The sequence below is a fragment of the Curtobacterium sp. MCSS17_011 genome (genome assembly GCF_003224275.1).
In the GTDB taxonomy this organism is placed as follows: domain Bacteria; phylum Actinomycetota; class Actinomycetes; order Actinomycetales; family Microbacteriaceae; genus Curtobacterium.
In genome coordinates, this window is the sequence record NZ_QKLE01000019.1 from 21,740 (window position 1) to 38,664 (window position 16,925).

The 16,925-nt window shown below is 73.5% G+C and carries 15 protein-coding genes; 13 read left to right on the forward strand and 2 right to left on the reverse strand.

Going from position 1 to position 16,925, the window contains the following annotated elements; translation table 11 throughout:
• The first annotated feature begins 78 nt into the window (after positions 1 to 78).
• The 3 genes from DEJ17_RS12705 (at position 79) to DEJ17_RS12715 (ending at position 4,083) form a co-directional block, all read left to right on the forward strand.
• A complete protein-coding gene (locus tag DEJ17_RS12705; protein WP_110894395.1) occupies positions 79 to 1,068 on the forward strand; it encodes a zinc-ribbon domain-containing protein in 990 nt (329 codons plus the stop codon).
• Between the two features lie 82 nt (positions 1,069 to 1,150).
• Positions 1,151 to 2,536, forward strand: coding sequence for an alpha/beta fold hydrolase (locus tag DEJ17_RS12710; RefSeq protein WP_181421169.1), 1,386 nt, complete (start codon positions 1,151 to 1,153; stop codon positions 2,534 to 2,536).
• Positions 2,533 to 4,083 carry a GMC family oxidoreductase gene (locus DEJ17_RS12715; RefSeq protein ID WP_110894399.1) on the forward strand — a complete coding sequence of 517 codons (1,551 nt, stop codon included), beginning with the start codon at positions 2,533 to 2,535 and terminating at the stop codon, positions 4,081 to 4,083. The genes DEJ17_RS12710 and DEJ17_RS12715 overlap by 4 nt, the downstream gene beginning before the upstream one ends.
• Positions 4,084 to 4,132: 49 nt before the next feature.
• Here DEJ17_RS12715 and DEJ17_RS12720 read toward each other — a convergent pair whose 3' ends face one another.
• Both DEJ17_RS12720 and DEJ17_RS12725 read right to left on the reverse strand, forming a co-directional pair.
• On the reverse strand, positions 4,133 to 4,699 hold the full coding sequence (locus tag DEJ17_RS12720) for a GIY-YIG nuclease family protein (RefSeq protein WP_181421171.1): 567 nt from the start codon (positions 4,697 to 4,699) through the stop codon (positions 4,133 to 4,135).
• A 507-nt stretch (positions 4,700 to 5,206) separates the two neighbouring features.
• On the reverse strand, positions 5,207 to 6,052 hold the full coding sequence (locus DEJ17_RS12725) for a siderophore-interacting protein (RefSeq protein ID WP_110894401.1): 846 nt from the start codon (positions 6,050 to 6,052) through the stop codon (positions 5,207 to 5,209).
• An 84-nt stretch (positions 6,053 to 6,136) separates the two neighbouring features.
• On the opposite strand from DEJ17_RS12725, the gene DEJ17_RS12730 reads away from it, so the two are divergent.
• The 10 genes from DEJ17_RS12730 to DEJ17_RS12775 all read left to right on the forward strand — a co-directional run bounded on the left by DEJ17_RS12730 (position 6,137) and on the right by DEJ17_RS12775 (position 16,684).
• Positions 6,137 to 6,832: a heme oxygenase (biliverdin-producing) gene (locus tag DEJ17_RS12730; protein ID WP_110894403.1), complete on the forward strand. Its 696-nt coding sequence runs from the start codon at positions 6,137 to 6,139 to the stop codon at positions 6,830 to 6,832.
• Positions 6,833 to 7,008: 176 nt separating this feature from the next.
• Complete coding sequence (locus DEJ17_RS12735) at positions 7,009 to 9,666, forward strand: phosphoenolpyruvate carboxylase (protein ID WP_110894405.1); 2,658 nt, start codon at positions 7,009 to 7,011, stop codon at positions 9,664 to 9,666.
• A 345-nt stretch (positions 9,667 to 10,011) separates the two neighbouring features.
• Entirely contained in the window at positions 10,012 to 11,220 is a 1,209-nt protein-coding gene (locus DEJ17_RS12740; RefSeq protein WP_258366802.1) for a multidrug effflux MFS transporter, read from the forward strand.
• A gap of 59 nt (positions 11,221 to 11,279) precedes the next feature.
• Positions 11,280 to 11,615, forward strand: a complete 336-nt coding sequence (locus tag DEJ17_RS12745; RefSeq protein ID WP_017886068.1) for an STAS domain-containing protein — start codon at positions 11,280 to 11,282, stop codon at positions 11,613 to 11,615.
• Complete coding sequence (locus DEJ17_RS12750) at positions 11,615 to 12,028, forward strand: ATP-binding protein (RefSeq protein WP_110862231.1); 414 nt, start codon at positions 11,615 to 11,617, stop codon at positions 12,026 to 12,028. The genes DEJ17_RS12745 and DEJ17_RS12750 overlap by 1 nt, the downstream gene beginning before the upstream one ends.
• Positions 12,029 to 12,185: 157 nt before the next feature.
• Positions 12,186 to 13,169 carry an AraC family transcriptional regulator gene (locus DEJ17_RS12755; RefSeq protein WP_181421174.1) on the forward strand — a complete coding sequence of 328 codons (984 nt, stop codon included), beginning with the start codon at positions 12,186 to 12,188 and terminating at the stop codon, positions 13,167 to 13,169.
• A 50-nt stretch (positions 13,170 to 13,219) separates the two neighbouring features.
• Positions 13,220 to 13,837, forward strand: coding sequence for an alpha/beta hydrolase (locus DEJ17_RS12760; RefSeq protein WP_110894411.1), 618 nt, complete (start codon positions 13,220 to 13,222; stop codon positions 13,835 to 13,837).
• Positions 13,838 to 13,944: 107 nt separating this feature from the next.
• Positions 13,945 to 15,012 carry a hypothetical protein gene (locus tag DEJ17_RS12765; protein WP_110894413.1) on the forward strand — a complete coding sequence of 356 codons (1,068 nt, stop codon included), beginning with the start codon at positions 13,945 to 13,947 and terminating at the stop codon, positions 15,010 to 15,012.
• An 89-nt stretch (positions 15,013 to 15,101) separates the two neighbouring features.
• Positions 15,102 to 15,947, forward strand: a complete 846-nt coding sequence (locus DEJ17_RS12770) for a Nif3-like dinuclear metal center hexameric protein (protein ID WP_110894415.1) — start codon at positions 15,102 to 15,104, stop codon at positions 15,945 to 15,947.
• A 2-nt stretch (positions 15,948 to 15,949) separates the two neighbouring features.
• On the forward strand, positions 15,950 to 16,684 hold the full coding sequence (locus DEJ17_RS12775; protein WP_110894417.1) for a zinc ribbon domain-containing protein: 735 nt from the start codon (positions 15,950 to 15,952) through the stop codon (positions 16,682 to 16,684).
• The last annotated feature ends 241 nt before the right edge of the window (positions 16,685 to 16,925 follow it).

Here is a 16,925-nt window from a genome sequence, read left to right on the forward strand (position 1 = left end):
GGGTGCCGCGGTGGGTGTCGGTCGCGCTGCTCGCCGCCCGGTGCGGCGGGTGTCGGTGGTCGTTCCTAGCGTGGTGGGGTGGCCGAACCCGTCGATGCGTGGTGGCGCCGTCGACAGTGGTCGCGCGGCGAAGCGGTGCCGTACGCCGTCGGACAGTTCCGCGCCGACTGGGCGCCGTACCCGGTGCTCATCCGGCAGTACCACCCCGACCGGAACCACGGCGTCGTCCTGACCCAGGTCCCCCCGGCGGCCGAGGTCCTGCTCACCTGGGAGTGCGACGTCGGGCACGTCTTCGTCGCGACTCCGGCCGAACAGCGGTCCCGCCCGGGCCGTGAGCGCCGCCGCTCCGTCTGGTGCCCCGAGTGCGCGGTGCAGGCGCAGCCGCAACGGTGGCCGGTGCTGCCGTCGGACTGGCCGGAGACCGTGCCGATGCCGCAGCGGGTGGTCCGGAGTGCCGGACGGCAGACGCTCCCCGCCGCTCCGGTCCGCGGGGTCCCGGCCGGAGCCGTCGCGTCGAGCCGTTCCCGGCCCCGTCGGCCCGTCGCCGGGTCCGCCGGGTCGGCCGGTGATGCACCCCGGCGGGCCCCCCGGTCCGTTCCCCGCACGATCTGCCCGAAGACCCCGCGGCTGCCGTCGGGTGAGTCGTTCACGAGCGTCTGCGCCCCGGCGACGGCCTCGGCGGTCGAGGCCGAGCTCCGGGGCATGCTGTCCGAGCGGTTCGCGTTCACCTACGACCACTCCGCGATCCGGCTCGACCGCCCGTTCTTCGACCACGTCGAGGCCTGGCCGGACATCATCCTGCCTGAGCTCCGCGTCGCCATCGAGTACGACTCCACCGGCCGGCACGGGCTCGAGCACGTCGGCCCGCGCCAGGAGACCGACCGCAGGAAGGACCGCGCCGTCCGCGCCGTGGGATGGGAGGTCGTCCGCATCCGGACCGGTCGGCTGCCGGTGCTCGGCCCGTACGACCTCCAGGTCTCCGGCATCTCCGGCCGGACCGTCGACCGGCTGGCGGACACTCTGCGCGATCTCCGGGGCGCGCTGTTCGTCGACGCGTACGCCAGGTGACACCGCGGATCGGGGTACACACGCGGCGCGACGGGGTACGACCCGGCTGGGAGCGGTCGCGAGCGGCCGGTAGGTATACATGGTGACCACCGTCTTCTGTCTCCACGCCCTCGGCGCGAGTTCCGAGGAGTTCGCGCTGCTGCGCGCCCAACTCGTCGGCGACCTCGACCTGATCGGCATCGACCTGCCCGGCTTCGGTCGCAGCCCGGCGTCGTCCGGCACCACCGTCGAGGAGATGGCCGTCCTGGTGGAGCGCGCGATCGGGGCGAGCGGCTCGACGGAGTGGATGCTCCTCGGGCACTCGATGGGCGGCAAGGTCGCCACGGTGGTGGCCGACCGCACGATCTCCGGCGTGAACGGCCTGTTCGGGCTGCGAGCCGTGGTGCTCCTCGCCGCGTCCCCGCTCGCCCCGGAGCCGATGGACGACGACCGCCGCTGGACGATGCTGTCGTGGGCGGCCGGTGGCCCGATCGGCGCCGAGGACGCCGAGGAGTTCGTCGCCGCCAACACCGCGGCACCCCTGGCGCCCGCGCGCCACAGCGCGGCGGTGCAGGACGTCGAGCGGACCGACCCCGCAGCCTGGACGGACTGGCTGTCCCGCGGCAGCCGCGAGGACTGGTCCGACGCCGCACCGAACCCCGTGCCCGCCCTCGTGCTCGCCGGCGCCGAGGACGGCGACCTCGATGCCGACGCCCAGCGCCGCCTGACCCTGCCGCACTGGCCGAACAGCGAGCTCCACGTCGTCGACGGCGCCGCCCACCTGCTGCCCTGGGAACAGCCCGAGGCCGTGGCCGAGCGCATCCGCGACTTCTGGCAGCGCCGGGTCACGGGGTCGCCGGTCGTCCCCGTGGAGCACGCCCGCGTGATCGCCTCACCGCGGGTCAGCGCCCGGGCGCGAGGCCTGCTCGCCCAGCGGGCACTGCCCGACGACCCGGCGGCCGCACCCCGCGCCCTGACGCCGACGCAGTTGGACACCCTGCGTGCGGTCGCGCGGATCGTCGTCCCGCAGCCCGGCACCGACCAGGTCGACCTGGCACTGCGGGTCGACGCGCAGCTGGCCGCCGGGCTCGGCGACGGCTGGCGGCCGGACGGCCTGCCGGTGGACGCCGAGGCCTACCGTGCCGCGCTCGACGTGCTCGCCGCACCCGCCCGCGACGGCGTGCTCGACCAGGCCCTCGAGTCCGTGGCTGCCGGGCGGTACCGTGCTGACGGCGATCTCGACGCCGAGCAGCTGCGCGCGTGGTTCGAGGACGCCAGCGTCGACCTCGTGAAGCACTGGCTCGCACATCCCGCCACCATGGCCGCCATCGACTTCGACGGCTACGCGAACGGCGGGGACGGCGTCCGCAAGCAGGGCTTCCAGCTGCTCGCGGCGGGCGAGCGCGAGGCCTGGGAACCCGAGGCCCCCGCCGGCCCCGGTACCGCCGGCACGATGGACACCGCACCGACGACCGGAGCTGCACGATGAGACTCGACGGACAACGCACGTACGGCACGGACGACGTCGTCGACGTGGTGGTGGTCGGCACCGGGGCCGGGGGAGCACCGCTCCTCGCATCGCTGGCCCGCCGTGGCCTGACGGTCGTCGCGCTCGAAGCCGGTCGCAACACCGAGCCGGGCGACCACGTGCCGGACGAGGTCGCCGCCCCCGGTGCCATCAACTGGATGGACGAGCGGCTGAGCGGCGGTGGAACCCCCACGGCGTTCGGCCCGAACAACAGCGGCACGGGCGTCGGCGGTTCGACGCTGCACTGGGGCGCGTTCACCCCGCGGCCGAGCGAGCACGACCTGCGGCTGCGGACCGAGAGCGGCGCGGGGCAGGACTGGCCGATCAGCCACGCCGAACTCACCGGCTGGATCGAGCAGGTCGAGCACGACGTCGGCGTCGCCGGCCCCGAGTACTACCCGTGGGACCCGTCCCGCCGTTACCGGATGCGCCCGCCGGCCCGGAACGCCTCGTCGGACATGATGATGCGCGGAACCGCGGCCGCCGGGATCACCGCGACCGACGCCCCCGTCGGCCTGACCACCGAGGACCGGCACCAGGAGCACCACGGGCTGCGCCAGGCCTGCGTGTCCTGCGGCTCGTGCCACCAGGGCTGCCGCAACGGCTCGAAGGTGTCGATGGACACGACCTACCTGCCCGCCGCCGTGGCGTTCGGTGCCGAGATCCGTCCGGAGTCCTTCGTGCACGGCATCGAGCTCGACACGGCGGGACGGGTTGAGGCGGTCCTGTACACCGTCGACGGGCGCGAGCACCGCCAGCGCTGCCGGACCCTCGTCCTCGCCGCGGGCGGTGTCGAGACGCCGCGGCTGCTGCTGCACACCGGCGTCGCGAACGGCAGCGGACAGGTCGGGCGGAACTTCACCGCGCACGGAGCCACCCAGGTGTGGGCGCGCTTCGACGAGTCGATGCGCTCGTACCGCGGGTACCCGTCGTCGATCATCACCGAGGACTTCGTCCGACCGCCGGACGCCGACTTCGCGGGCGGTTACCTCATCCAGAGCCTGGGCGTGCAGCCGCAGACCTTCGCGACCTCGCTGGTCCGGGGTGGCGGACTCCGCGGCACCGAGCTCGTCCGGGCGCTGCAGGACTACCCGTTCTCGGCCGGCGTCGGCATCAACGCCGAGTGCCTGCCGTACGACGACAACCGCCTCGAGCTGACCGACGAACTCGACGAGCACGGTGTCCCGCGTGCCCGGGTCTCGTTCACCCCGGGCTCGAACGAGGAAGCGATCCGCCGCCACGCGGTCCGCACGATGACGACCATCGTCGAGGCTGCCGGTGGCCAGGACCTCCGGGTGCTCGAACGCACGGCGCACACCATCGGCACCGCGCGGATGGGCACGGACCGCGAGACCTCCGTCGTCGACCGCGACGGCCGCTCGTGGGACGTCCCGAACCTGTGGATCGCCGACAACTCGGTGTTCCCGAGCGCGGTCATCGCGAACCCGGCGCTGACGATCATGGCGCTCTCGCTCCGCACCGCCGACCGCATGCTGCAGGCCGCCTGAGCAGGCACCCCGACCGGCTGAGCACGCGCCCCGACCGGTCGGTCGCGGCTCAGCCCCGCAGCGCGAGCGCCTCGCTCGTCCACCGGGCGTGCAGGTCCCACGGGTCGTCGACCCCGGCGGCGACGGCGTCCACGTGGGCCAGGAGCTCCGGCGTCACCCGGAACCACTCGGTACCCGGGTACCGGCTGGCGGCGAAGGCGGCGTGCCGTCGGCGTTCGAGCGTCCGGTCACCGCGCTCGAACGCCAGCAGGTCCTGGTGCGGGATCGCCGCGAGCCGCTGCCGGGGGTTCATCGTCGTGCCGATCTTGATGCGGTCACCGAAGTCGTCGCGCATCCGCAGGTAGTAGACGACGTCGACCCGAGGCGGAGCGAGGTCACCGTCCGGCACGTCACCCCACCGCCACTCGCACCGGGCGCACACCACACCAGAGGGGTACCGCACCCCGATCCGCGAACCGCACGCCGGGCACGGTCCGGGCAGGGCGTCCTCGATGCCGGGGTGTTCGGCGGCGAGGTCGGCGACCAACGCGACGTGCGTGCGGCAGAGGGGGACGCCCGCGAGCCCGTCCGCGAGCACGCCCGCGCAACCCGGCACGCAGCACGACGAGGTGACCATGCGCGGAACGCTAGCCCGACCCACCGACGTGCCCCGGGCCTCCCGGCCGCTGCGCGTACCCGGTTGAACCGGGCGTACCTGGTCGAATCGGGCGTACCTGGTCCGTTCTTTCGACCAGGTACGCCCGATCCCACCAGTCATCGCACCCGCTCTGGCCGCCACCGGGTGTACCTGCCAAGAACGGGCGTACCTGGTCCGTTCTTTCGACCAGGTACGCCCGTTCCCACCAGCGATCGCATGCGTTCTGGGAAAGAGCGGGCGTACCTGCGTGAACCGGGGGCGCCTGGGGGAACCGGGCGCGCCTGGGGAACCGGGCGTACCTGGTCGAATCGGGCGTACCGAATCGGTTCTTTCGACCAGGTACGCCCGATCCCACCAGTCATCGCACCCGCTCTGGGTAACACCGGGCGTACCTGCGGGAACCGGGCGTACCGACCAAGGACGGGCGTACCGACCAAGAACAGCCGTCGCGCCCGCCCTGGGAAGGAACGGGCACGCAGGCCGCAGTCAGTCGGTGAAGATCACGCCGACGGGCTCGCGCTTCTCCTCCTGGAACTGGTCCTCACCACGACCGAGCGCCCAGTACGCCGACAGGGACATCTCGCGCTTCTCCAGCCCCCAGTCGTCCTGCAGCAGCCGACGGATCGCCTTCATCGCTGTCCGCTCGCCGTGCGCGAAGACCTGGACCGGCCGGGAGGTACGCGGCAGCCCGCGGGCCGTCTCCAGCAGGAGCGTGCCCGGCTGGGCGCCGGTGGCGTCCCGGTGCAGCCACCGCAGGTCGACCCCGGCCGGGTGCCGGAGGTCCTGCTCGTCGGCGGGGCCGGCCACCTCGACCAGGGCGACCCCGGTGGCGGAGTCGGGCATCGACTCGAGTGCGGCGCCGATCGCGGGCAGGGCGCTGTCGTCGCCGAGCAGCACGTGCGTGACCGCCGGGTCAGTGGTCGGCGCGTAGCCACCACCGGGCCCGGACAGGGCGAGTCGATCGCCCGGCCGCGCGGACGCTGCCCAGGGACCGGCGAGGCCCTCGTCGCCGTGCACGACGAAGTCGATCGCGATGGTCCGCGTGGTGTGGTCGACCGCGCGCACCGTGTAGGTGCGGCGGGCGGGGCGGTCCTGCTTCGGCAGGGTCTCGCGCAGGGCCTCGAGGTCGTAGGGCGGTACGAGTCCGAGCGACGGCTTCGCGAGCAGGAGCTTGACGTACTTGTCGGTCGAGCCGAGCCGGTCGGGGTCGGCCTGGGCGACGAAGTCCTCGAAGGCCGAGCCGCCCAGGTGCACGCGCACCATGTGTGGCGAGAGTCGTTCGGTCCGGTCGACGACGAAGACGTGCTGGGGGCGTTTGGGTTTCGAGCTCATCGGGGGGGAGCTTCCTCTCACGGGTTCGGCGCCACCTGGGTGATCCCTGCTTGACGCGCGCAGCACTAAGGTTAGCCTTACCTCATGGACTCGACCGTCATCCCGTTCTCCGAGCTGCTGCGGCGTCGCACGCGGCGCTCGCACGGTGCCTCGGCCACGAGCGGCTTCATGCAGGACCTGCTCGGCGGCGACTGCGACGTCGCCGACTACGCGGACCTGCTCGGACAGTACGCGTTCGTGTACGACGCGCTCGAACGCGCGGCGGAACGCATGGCCGACCACCCCGTGGCGGCGCCGTTCGTCACCGCGCAGCTCACCCGGATGCCGGCGATCCGCGCCGACCTCGAGTACCTGATCGGCCCGGACTGGTCCGAGCTGGTGTGCCCGTTGCCCGCGACGACCGCGTACGTGCGACGGCTCAACGAGGTGGCGGCCGAGTGGCCCGGTGGCTTCGTGGCGCACCACTACACGCGGTACCTCGGCGACGTGTCCGGCGGGCACGTGATCGGGCAGGTGCTGGCCGAGCGGTTCGGGTTCGACACGAACGGTGTCCTCTTCTACATCTTCGACCAGGTCGCCGACCCGAGCGACTTCGAGCACACGTACCGGGCCCAGCTCGACGCCGCGCCCTGGACGGCCGAGGAGCAGGAGCGGGTGATCGCCGAGGTCGAGCTCGCCTACGAGCTGAACCAGGGGCTGCTCGCGGGCCTCGACGCGCGTCGAGCTCCGTTCCGTCAGGAGCCGGGTGCTGCCCTGACGCCGCACGCCGTCACGGCCTGACCCCACAGCGGCGGTCCCCGCGGGCCCGTCCGGCCCTGGCCCCGGCCGGGGCCCGTCCGGCCCTGGCCCCGGCACCCGCCCCGCGTCCGTCCGGACGGTCGACGTCATCCGCCCCCGGGTGCCGATACGCTGCTGGGACCCGGGACCAGCCTCCCGGACGACCCGGAAAGGACTCCATGACGGCGATCGACGGATCTGCACGCCACGAGCGCGCGCGGGACGACGTCAGCGGTGCGGTCGACAGTGACCTGCGCGCCGACGTGCGGTACCTCGGCAACCTCCTCGGCCGGGTGCTGCGGGAGAACGGGGGCGACGAACTGCTCCACGACGTGGAGTCGTTGCGCGCCGCCGTGATCGACGCCTACGAGGGCGACCACGCCGAGGGCGCAGCGCGTGCCCAGGCGATCGTCTCGGGCATGTCGGCCGAACGCGCCGAGGCCGTGGCACAGGCGTTCACCACCTACTTCCACCTCACCAACCTGGCCGAGGAACACCACCGCGTGCGGGTCCTCCGGCAGCGCGGCGACGACGGCGGCGTGGCCGGGGACTCGTTCCCCGCCACCTACGCCGAGCTCGTCGCCGAGGTCGGCGAGGCCGAGGCCGCCGAGCGCCTCCGCACCCTGCGGTTCCACCCGGTGCTGACGGCCCACCCGACCGAGGCCCGCCGCCGCGCGGTCACGACGGGCGTCCGCCGCATCACGGACCTCATCGACGAGCGCGACCGCGCCCGGAACGCCACGGCCCGCGCCGAGAACGAGCGCCGCCTGCTCGAGGAGATCACGACCCTCCTGCGCACCTCGCCGCTCCGCACCACCCGGCCGACCCCGCTCGACGAGGTCCGCACCGCGATGAGCGTGTTCGACCAGACCCTGTTCGAGATCGTCCCGCAGGTCTACCGCCTGCTCGACGACCGGCTGCAGGGCGACGATGCCGGACGCGCACCGGTGATCGCGCCCGCGTTCGTGCGCTTCGGCACCTGGATCGGCGGCGACCGCGACGGCAACCCGCACGTCACGGCCGACGTCACCCGCCAGGCCGCCGAGATTGCGGCGGAGCACATCCTGCTCGGCCTCGCCCGCGCGACCACCCGCATCGGCAGCGCCCTGACCCTCGACGCGAGCGACACCCCCGCCGACGCCGGGCTCACCGCCCTCGTCGCCGCGCAGGAGTCCCTCGACCCGGGCATCGCCGAGCGCATCGGCGTCCGCGCACCGAACGAGACGCACCGGCGTGCGCTCCTGTTCGTCGCCGCGCGCATCGACGCCACCCGGACCGGCACCACGCCGTTGGCCTACGACGGCCCCGAGGCGCTGCTGGCCGACCTCCGTACGATCCAGGCGTCACTCATCGCCGCCGGCGCGATCCGGCCGGCGAACGGCGAGTTGCAGAACCTCGTCTGGCAGGTCGAGACCTTCGGCTTCCACCTGGCCGAGCTCGAGGTCCGCCAGCACTCCCAGGTGCACCGCACGGCCCTCGCCGAGATCCGCGCCGGCGGCGAACTGAGCGAGACCACCGAAGAGGTCCTCGCCGTCTTCCGCACGATCGCCGGGCTGCAGTCCCGCTACGGCGTGCGTGCGGCGAACCGGTACATCGTGTCGTTCACACAGTCGCCGGCGGACCTCGCGAACGTGCACGAGCTCGCGGTCGCCGCGCTCGGTTCCGCCGAGGCTGCACCGGTGCTCGACGTCATCCCGCTGTTCGAGACCTTCGCCGACCTGCACGCCAGCGTCGACATCCTCGACGAGGCCGTCCGCACCGAAGCGTTCCAGCGACGCCTCGCCGCGACCGGCCGTCGGCTCGAGGTCATGCTCGGCTACTCGGACTCGTCGAAGGACGTCGGCCCGGTGTCCGCGAACCTGGCGCTGTACGACGCCCAGGCCCGCATCGCCGACTGGGCCCGCGACAACGACATCGAGCTGACCCTGTTCCACGGCCGGGGCGGTTCGCTCGGCCGCGGTGGCGGTCCCGCGAACGAGGCCGTCCTCGCGCAGCCGCCGGGATCGATCGACGGTCGGCTCAAGCTCACCGAGCAGGGCGAGGTCATCTTCGCCCAGTACGGCGACCAGGACATCGCCGCGCGACACCTCGAGCAGATGGCGTCGGCGACGCTGTTCGCGTCGTCGCCGTCGAACGAGGCGCGCACCGCCGCGGCGGCCGCCCGCTTCGCCGATCTGGCCCAGCAGCTCGACGACGTCTCGCGCGTCGCCTTCTACGACCTGGTCAAGGCCGACGGCTTCGCGCCGTGGTTCGCCCGGGTCACCCCGATGGAGGAGATCGGCCTGCTGCCCCTCGGCTCCCGCCCGGCCCGTCGTGGCCTGTCGGTGGAGTCGCTGGAGGACCTCCGGGCCATCCCGTGGGTGTTCTCGTGGACGCAGGCGCGCATCAACCTCGCCGGCTGGTACGGGCTCGGCTCCGCGCTCGAGGCCGTCGGCGACGTCGACGTGCTCCGCGCCGCCTACGCCGAGTGGCCGCTCTTCGCCGCGATGATCAAGAACGTCGAGATGTCGCTCGCGAAGACCGACGAGCACATCGCCCGCCGGTACCTCGAGCTCGCCGACCGCGACGACCTGGCCGCGAAGGTGCTCGACGAGATGGTGCGCACCCGCGACTGGGTGCTGCGCGTCTCCGGTGGCAGTGACGTGCTCGAGGACCGGCCCGTCCTCGCCCGGGCCGTACGCCTCCGGAGCCCGTACGTCGACGCCCTGTCGCACCTGCAGCTCCGTGCGCTGCGTGCCATCCGCACGTCCGGCAGCACCGACCCGACGGATGCCGACCACCGGCTCCTGCTGCTCACGGTGAACGGGATCGCCGCCGGCCTGCAGAACACGGGCTGACGCCCCCACCCGACGGACAGGAGGCCCGGTGCCAGCTGGCACCGGGCCTCCTGTCCGTCCGTGCGCATGTCCCGGGCCGCACCTCCGAGTGGTCACGAACCGTCGGCTGCGCCGTCGCCAAGCGACGGAACGCGACCACTCGGCGGACGTGAGCGGGGTGTCGTGACCGCTCGCGCGCCGGACGGGAGGCCCGTGGCGGGGCCGTCCCGGGCCTCCCGTCCGCCCGTGCGCACGTCGCAGGCCGCGTTTCGTGAGCAGCAACGGTCGCGTCCGGCACCGCGACCCGACCGTTGCTGCTCACGAAGTGCCTGTCGAATCGATTCGGGGGCGCGTAGCGTGTCCGAGGTGACGACGGAGCGCAGGCTGGGACCGACGACGACCGTGCTGCCCCCGATCGTGCCGCTGGCGCTCATCGTCGGCGTGTCGCCGTTCGCCACGGACATGTACATCCCCGCACTCCCGGCCATCGCCCGCGACCTCGGCACCACGCCCGGCGCGGTGCAGCTGTCGCTCACGGCGTTCCTCGTGGCCTTCGCCGTCGGCCAGCTGCTCGTCGGACCGGTCAGCGACGGGGTCGGGCGTCGGCCGATGCTCGTCGTCGGGACCGCCCTGTTCGCCCTGGCGTCGGTCGGGTGCGCGCTCGCCCCCGACGTCGTGACGCTGGTGGTGGCCCGCGTCGCCCAGGGACTCGCCGGTGCTGCCGGCGCGGTGGCCGGCCGGGCGATGGTGTCCGACGTGACGAGCGGCACCCGGATGGCGAAGGTGTTCGGCACGCTCGCGGCCATCAACGCGATCGGACCCGTGGTGGCCCCGCTGGCCGGGGGAGCGGTCCTGACGGTCGGCACGTGGCGGCTCATGTTCGTCGTGCTGGCCGTGCTCGGTGCCGTGTTCTTCGTGGCCGTGGTGCTGCGGTTCCGCGAGACCCTGCCGCCGGAGCGTCGTGGTGGCGTCGGGTTCGCGGCCAACGGGCGGCGCATCCGCGCACTCCTGGCGATCCCGCGGTTCCGGGCCTACGTGCTGAGCGGGGTGCTGTCGACGGTGGGGTTCTTCGCGTACATCGCGACGAGCTCGTTCGTGTTCCAGTCGGAGTTCGGGTTCTCCGAAGGCCTGTACACGCTCGTCTTCGCCACGAACGCGTCGATGATGATCGTCACGACGCTGCTGTTCGGGCGGCTCGTCGGACGGTTCAGCGAGGACGCCCTGCTGAGCCTGGGCCTCGCGGTCGGGACCCTCGGAGCCACGGCCGTGCTGGCGTCGGCACTCCTCGGGCTCGGGCCGGTGCCGGTGTGGTGCTCGCTCGCGGTCGTGACGGCCGCGTGGGGCTTCGTCCTGCCGGCGGCGATGACCCGCACGCAGCACGTCGGCGCGGCGCACCCGGGCACCGCGGCCGCGCTCCAGGGCGGGCTCACCTTCGGCATCGGCGGCCTCGGTACTCCGCTCGCGGGCGCCCTCGGTGGCACCGCACTGGCGATGGGCGGGGTGATGGCGGCGCTGATGGCCGCGGCCGTCGTGGTCCAGGTGACGGCGACGCGGCGAAACCGGTCCCACAACTGACGGTCGGAGCCGGTAGGTTGCTGGTTGCAAGGCGCACCGATCTGAGGAGACCCACCGAGATGGACATCGTCGTACACGAGGCGGAGACCGACACCGCCGTCCTGGAGTGCAGCGGCCGGCTCAACATGGTCTCCGCGCCCACGTTCCGCGAGACCGTCGCACAGATCGTCGGCAACGGGCGTTCGCGGCTCGTGGTCGAGCTCTCCGGGGTCGAGTTCATGGACTCGTCCGGCCTCGGCGCGCTGGTCGGCAGCCTGAAGACCGCGCGGCAGGCCGGCGGTGACCTCCGCATCGCGGCACCGTCGGAACAGGTCCAGATGGTGCTCAAGCTCTCCAACATCGACAAGATCCTGCGGACGTACCCCGACGGGGACGCCGCGGTGACCGACTGGTGATGACCGCCCCCGTCGCCGAGCACATGCTCGCACTGGCGTGCCCCCCGGACGACGTGTCCGCCGTGCACGACTTCCTCGCGGGCGTGTGGCAGCACGAGCCGTCGGTCGCGACCGAGGACCGGATGGCGCTCGAACTCGCGCTCGTCGAACTCACCTCGAACGTCATCGAGCACGGCGCGCGTGCGGACGGCGTCTCGTGCGAGCTCCGGCTCGAGATCGGCGACGAGCGCTTCCAGGCGCTGCTCTCCGACGACGGGGTCGCGGCGACGGTGGATCCCGACGCCGCCGTGCTGCCCGATGACTTCGCCGAAGGCGGTCGCGGGCTCGCCCTCGTCCGGATGGTCGTCGACGACCTGCGGTACGAACGCGTCGCCGACCGGAACCGCTGGACGGTGCTGCGGTCCCGGCACTGAACAGGATCAGGACCGTCGCTCGGCGACGATGGATCCGTGCCGCGCGGCGGCGGTGGAGATGTGCCGCTCGTCCACTCAGCGCACTGGGTGGGCCGCAAACCGCAATGACGTACCGGCGATTGTCGCGCTTGCCGGACACCGTGTCACGATTCGCGCGATGACTGTCGAGCCCGATCCCCGGATCCGGTTCGAGACGTCCGGCGCCGGACTCGACGCGGCCGTGCAACTGTACGAAGAGGCCTACGAGAGCACCGGGTTCTCGGCGTCCCGGACCGATCGTCCGTTCGCGTACCGGTTCCAGGTCGTGGGCGACGACACGATGACCTTCCGCTCCACCCGCTTCGACGGACGGATGCAGGGCGAGGTCGAGGTCCCCGACGAGTACGTCGTGATGTGGACCTCGGACGGCGGGGGCCGCGTTGACGTCGGCCGACAGGAGGTCGACTTCGCCCCGGGGACGCCCCGGGTGTTCCCGACGCGGCGCCCCTTCGTGTTCGACCTGCAGGACATCCGTCAGAGCCTCGTGCAGTTCGACCGCGGCTACCTCGAGGGCGTCGCCGCCGAGGTGCACGGCACCCGGCCCGGGCCCCTCGTGTTCGACCACACCGCGGCGCCGCGGCCGGAGGACCTCCGCGCCTGGAACGCCCAGGTGCAGCGTGCTGCGGCGATCGTGCTCGGTCCGGCGCCGCTCACCGGGCTGGCCCTGGCCGAGACCGTGCGGGAGACCGCACTGGCCTTCCTCGGGGCGTTCCCGCACGAGACCATCGCCCCGGACGTCGCGCTGCCGCAGGGCGCGACGGGGCGCGTCCGCGAGGCCCTGGAGTTCATGCACGCCTTCGCCCACACGCCCGTGACGACGACCGACGTCGCCGAACACGTCGGCCTGAGCGTCCGGGGACTGCAGCAGGCGTTCCAGCGGCAGGTCGGTACGGCACCGAACGCGTTGCTCCGAGGGATCCGCCTGGACCGCGTGCACGAGGAACTCCGGCGCGCGTCGGCGGGTGACCTCACCGTCGCGAGCGTGGCGCTGCGCTGGGGCTTCGCGCACCTCGGCCGGTTCTCGGCGGCCTACGCCTCGCGCTTCGGGCAGTACCCGCGCGACACGCTGCAGCAGCCCCGCGGCGTGGTCCCGCAGCCCTGACGCAGGTCACACGCGGGACCGTTGCGACGCCGGTTCGCTACGCTGCCCGGGTGAGCAGACCGCGACCGTGGGTGATCGTCCCCGGCATCTGGAACTCGGACCCGGACCACTGGCAGTCCGTCTGGGAGCGGCAGCAGCAGGACGGGCACGAACAGCACGACGGGCACGACCGGCGCGACCCGCAGCGCGCAGTGGCCCGCATCGCCCCCACATCGTGGAGCGACCCGGACCCGGACGACTGGCGCACCGCCGTCTCGGCCGCCGTGGCCTCGTGCACGGAACCCCCGGTCCTCATCGCCCACAGCCTCGGCGTCCTGGCCGTCGCCGACTGGCTCGGCACCACGACGGACGCTCACGCCCTCGTCGCCGGTGCCTTCCTCGTCGCCCCGCCCGACCCGCTCGGCGAGGCGTTCCCGGCCGCGGCATCGGGCTTCGTGGCGCCGCGCCCGGTGCCCCCGGCGCAGCAGGTCCCGACCCGCCTCGTCGTGAGCGACGACGACCCCTACTGCAGCGCGGACCGCGCCGTCGCGTTCGCCGACGCTATGGGCGCGGACGTCGTGCGCGTCGGCGCCCTCGGACACGTCAACGTCGCCAGCGGTGTCGGTGCCTGGGCGGCGGGGCGGGAACTCCTCCGGGTGTTCGAGGACGGCCTGCGCCCGGCTCGGTGACCACGGCGCGCGACACGCCGCTCAACTCCGCTCCGATATGGCAGGGGGCGCAGCGACACACCGCGGATGTCCCGCGTTTCGACCCGCGCGATATTTATCCTTCGGACATGGAGACCCAGTCCGGCGCACGCACCCCGCTCGTGGACCCGTTCGGCCGCGAGCTCGAGGCGTGGCTCCGCGACGCTCCGGCGACCCGTGCCCCGTACGTGCCGGACCTCGTCGTCCTGCCGGTCACCGGCCCCGTGCAGCGCCCCGGCCACGCCGCGGACACCACCTCCGCCGCCGACGAGACGGCCGCGCCGGCACCCGTCGCTGCCGTGGCACCGGTCGACGAGACCGCCGCGCCGGCTCCCGTCGCCGCCCCCGCGTTCCGCCGCGACCGGGCCCGCCACGCCGCGGTCTGCGCCCCCTCGTTCCCCGAGCCGCCGGAGCGTCTTGCCCTGCGCATCGAGGACCTGGCCGTCCAGGTCTCGTCGTCCACGGGCCGCAGCACCATCGACCGCATCGTCCTGCTCGAGGACGAGGTCCGCCGCCGTGATGAAGACCTGGCCCGCCTCGCCGCGTGGGAGGCCACGGTCGCCGGCTCCGACGACCCTGAGGTGACGGCCGCCCGCGCCTTCGCCCACACCGTCTTCGCGGACCTGCTCACCGACGCTGCCGCCGAGGCGGACCGCCGCGACCGCGTCGCCGCCCGTCGCGCAGCGACCACCCCCGTGCCGCTCGTCATCCGGCCCGCGCGCATCCCGGCGCCCGTAGCGCAGAGCGTGCCGGAACCGCGGCAGGCGCCCGTCGCACGGCGCTCGACCGCCGCAGGGCCCGCACCGGAAGCCGCGCCGGTCGTGGAACTCGTCACCCCGGAACGCGACGAACCCGTCCGACCGGTGCTGGGCCTCCCGGCCGTGACCCCGGTGTCCGCGGCCACGCGACCGACCCCGCTCGTCCTGCCCGCGACCGGGCCGACGGTCATCGACCGCGCGGCGTTCGCCGCCGCGCTCACCGCGCACCAGGGCGCCACTGCCAGCACGCCGGTCGTCCTGCCGGACGCCGTCGCCGCACCCGTCGTCCCGGCGCCCGCCGCGGACGCCCCCGAGGCGTCCGAGGCGACGACGTCGGCCCCGGCCGGCTGGTGGTCGCGACTCGTCGACCGTCTGCTCGGGCTGCTCGGTCGCCGCTGACGGCCTCCGGCTGCACCGCCTGGCGGCCCGGATCACCCCACACTGGCTGGCTGCCCCGTGTGGGGCGGTCGCCTCGGTAGACTGACGGGATGCCGACGCTCCGCGAACTCCAGGCCGTGATCGAGGACCTGTGGCCCGCCGCCGGTGCCGAGTCGTGGGACGCCGTCGGGCTCGTCGCGGGTGACCCGACCGCCACCGTCGAGCACGTGCACCTCGCCGTCGACGCGGTCCCCGCCACCGCCCGTGAAGCCGTCGATCTCGGCGCCGGGCTCCTGCTCACGCACCACCCGCTGCTGCTCCGCGGGGTGACGACGATCGCCGAGTCGACCTACAAGGGCAGCGTCCTCGCGACCCTGGTGCGCGGCGGCAGCGCCCTGGTCGCGGCGCACACCAACGCCGACGTCGTGACGACCGGTACATCGGCGGTCCTCGCCGACCGCCTCGGGCTGACCGGTCAGCGACCGCTCGACGCCGGAGCCGACCCGGTCACGGGCATCGGTCGCGTCGGGGTGCTGCCCGAGGGGACCACGCTCGGTGCTCTCGCCCGGAAGCTCGTCGACCTGCTGCCGCCCACCGCGACCGGGGTCCGCGTTTCCGGCGACTTCGACCAGCCCGTCCGCACCGTGGCCCTGTGCGCCGGTGCCGGCGACTCGCTGCTCGGGCACCCGGCCGTGCTCGATGCCGACGTCTACATCACGAGCGACCTGCGGCACCACCCGGCCTCCGAGTTCCGCGAACAGGCGCTGCTCGGCGGCGGCCCGGCGCTCATCGACACCTCGCACTGGGCCACCGAGTGGCTGTGGCTCGACGTCGCCGCAGAGCAGCTGCGCACCCGGGCCGGGGTCCGAGTCACCGTGAGCGACCTCCGCACCGACCCGTGGGACTTCGCCGTCCTGCCGGCAGCTGAACCCACCACCCCCACAGAAGGAGCCTGACCATGAAGGCAGCACCCGAGGACCAGGTCATCCTCCTCGACGTCCAGCGTCTCGACAACGACGTCACCCGCATCGCGCACCGCATCACGTCGTTGCAGAAGGGCGACGGGCTGACCGAGTTGAGCAAGCAGGCCGCGGCGCTCCGGAGCGAGCTCGTCGCCGCCACCGGCGAGGTCGAGGACGCCGAGCGCGACCTCGCCCGCCTGGAGTCCGACACCGCAGTTGCACAGGCCCGTGTCGAGCGCGACACCACGATGCTGCAGAACGTCGCGAACGCGAAGGACGCCGCCGGACTGCAGAGCGAGCTGGACTCACTGCAGCGGCGCATCGGCGGCCTCGAGACCGCCGAGCTCGAGATCATGGAGAACCTCGACGGGCTCCGAGCCCGGGTCGGCGACATCGAGGCCAAGCTCGCCGAGGTGGAGGCCGCTCGCGGCGGGCTGGTCGCCGAGCGCGACGCCGAGATCGCTCGGCTGACCGCCGACCGCGAGTCCGCCGAACAGGCCCGCGCCGACGTCGCCGCCAAGGTGCCGGCCGAGCTCCTCGCCCTGTACGACCGGCAGCGTGCGCGCTACGGCTTCGGTGCCTCGCTGCTCCAGGGTGGTGTGTCGACGGCCTCGGGCGTGGCGCTGAACAACTCCGACCTGCAGACCATTCGTCGGGCTGCGCCCGACGACGTGGTGCTGTGCCCCGACAGCGACGCGATCCTGGTGCGGACGGCCGAGTCCGGGCTGTAGTCGCGAGCCACGCCCGGACAGGAGGCGCGGTGCCAGCCGGCACCGCGCCTCCGGCCCGTCGTGAGTTGGTCGCAACACGTCGGGTGCGTGCCGCCGAGAGGTCACGAACCGTCGGCTGCGGCCGTGCCGGTCGACAGCTGCCGACCACTCGGCGAAGTTGTGCGGGGAGTCGTGACCGCGCGCGCCGCCCGAGGGGAGGCCCGTGGTGGCGCCGCACCGCGCCTCCTGTCTGTCGTGGGCT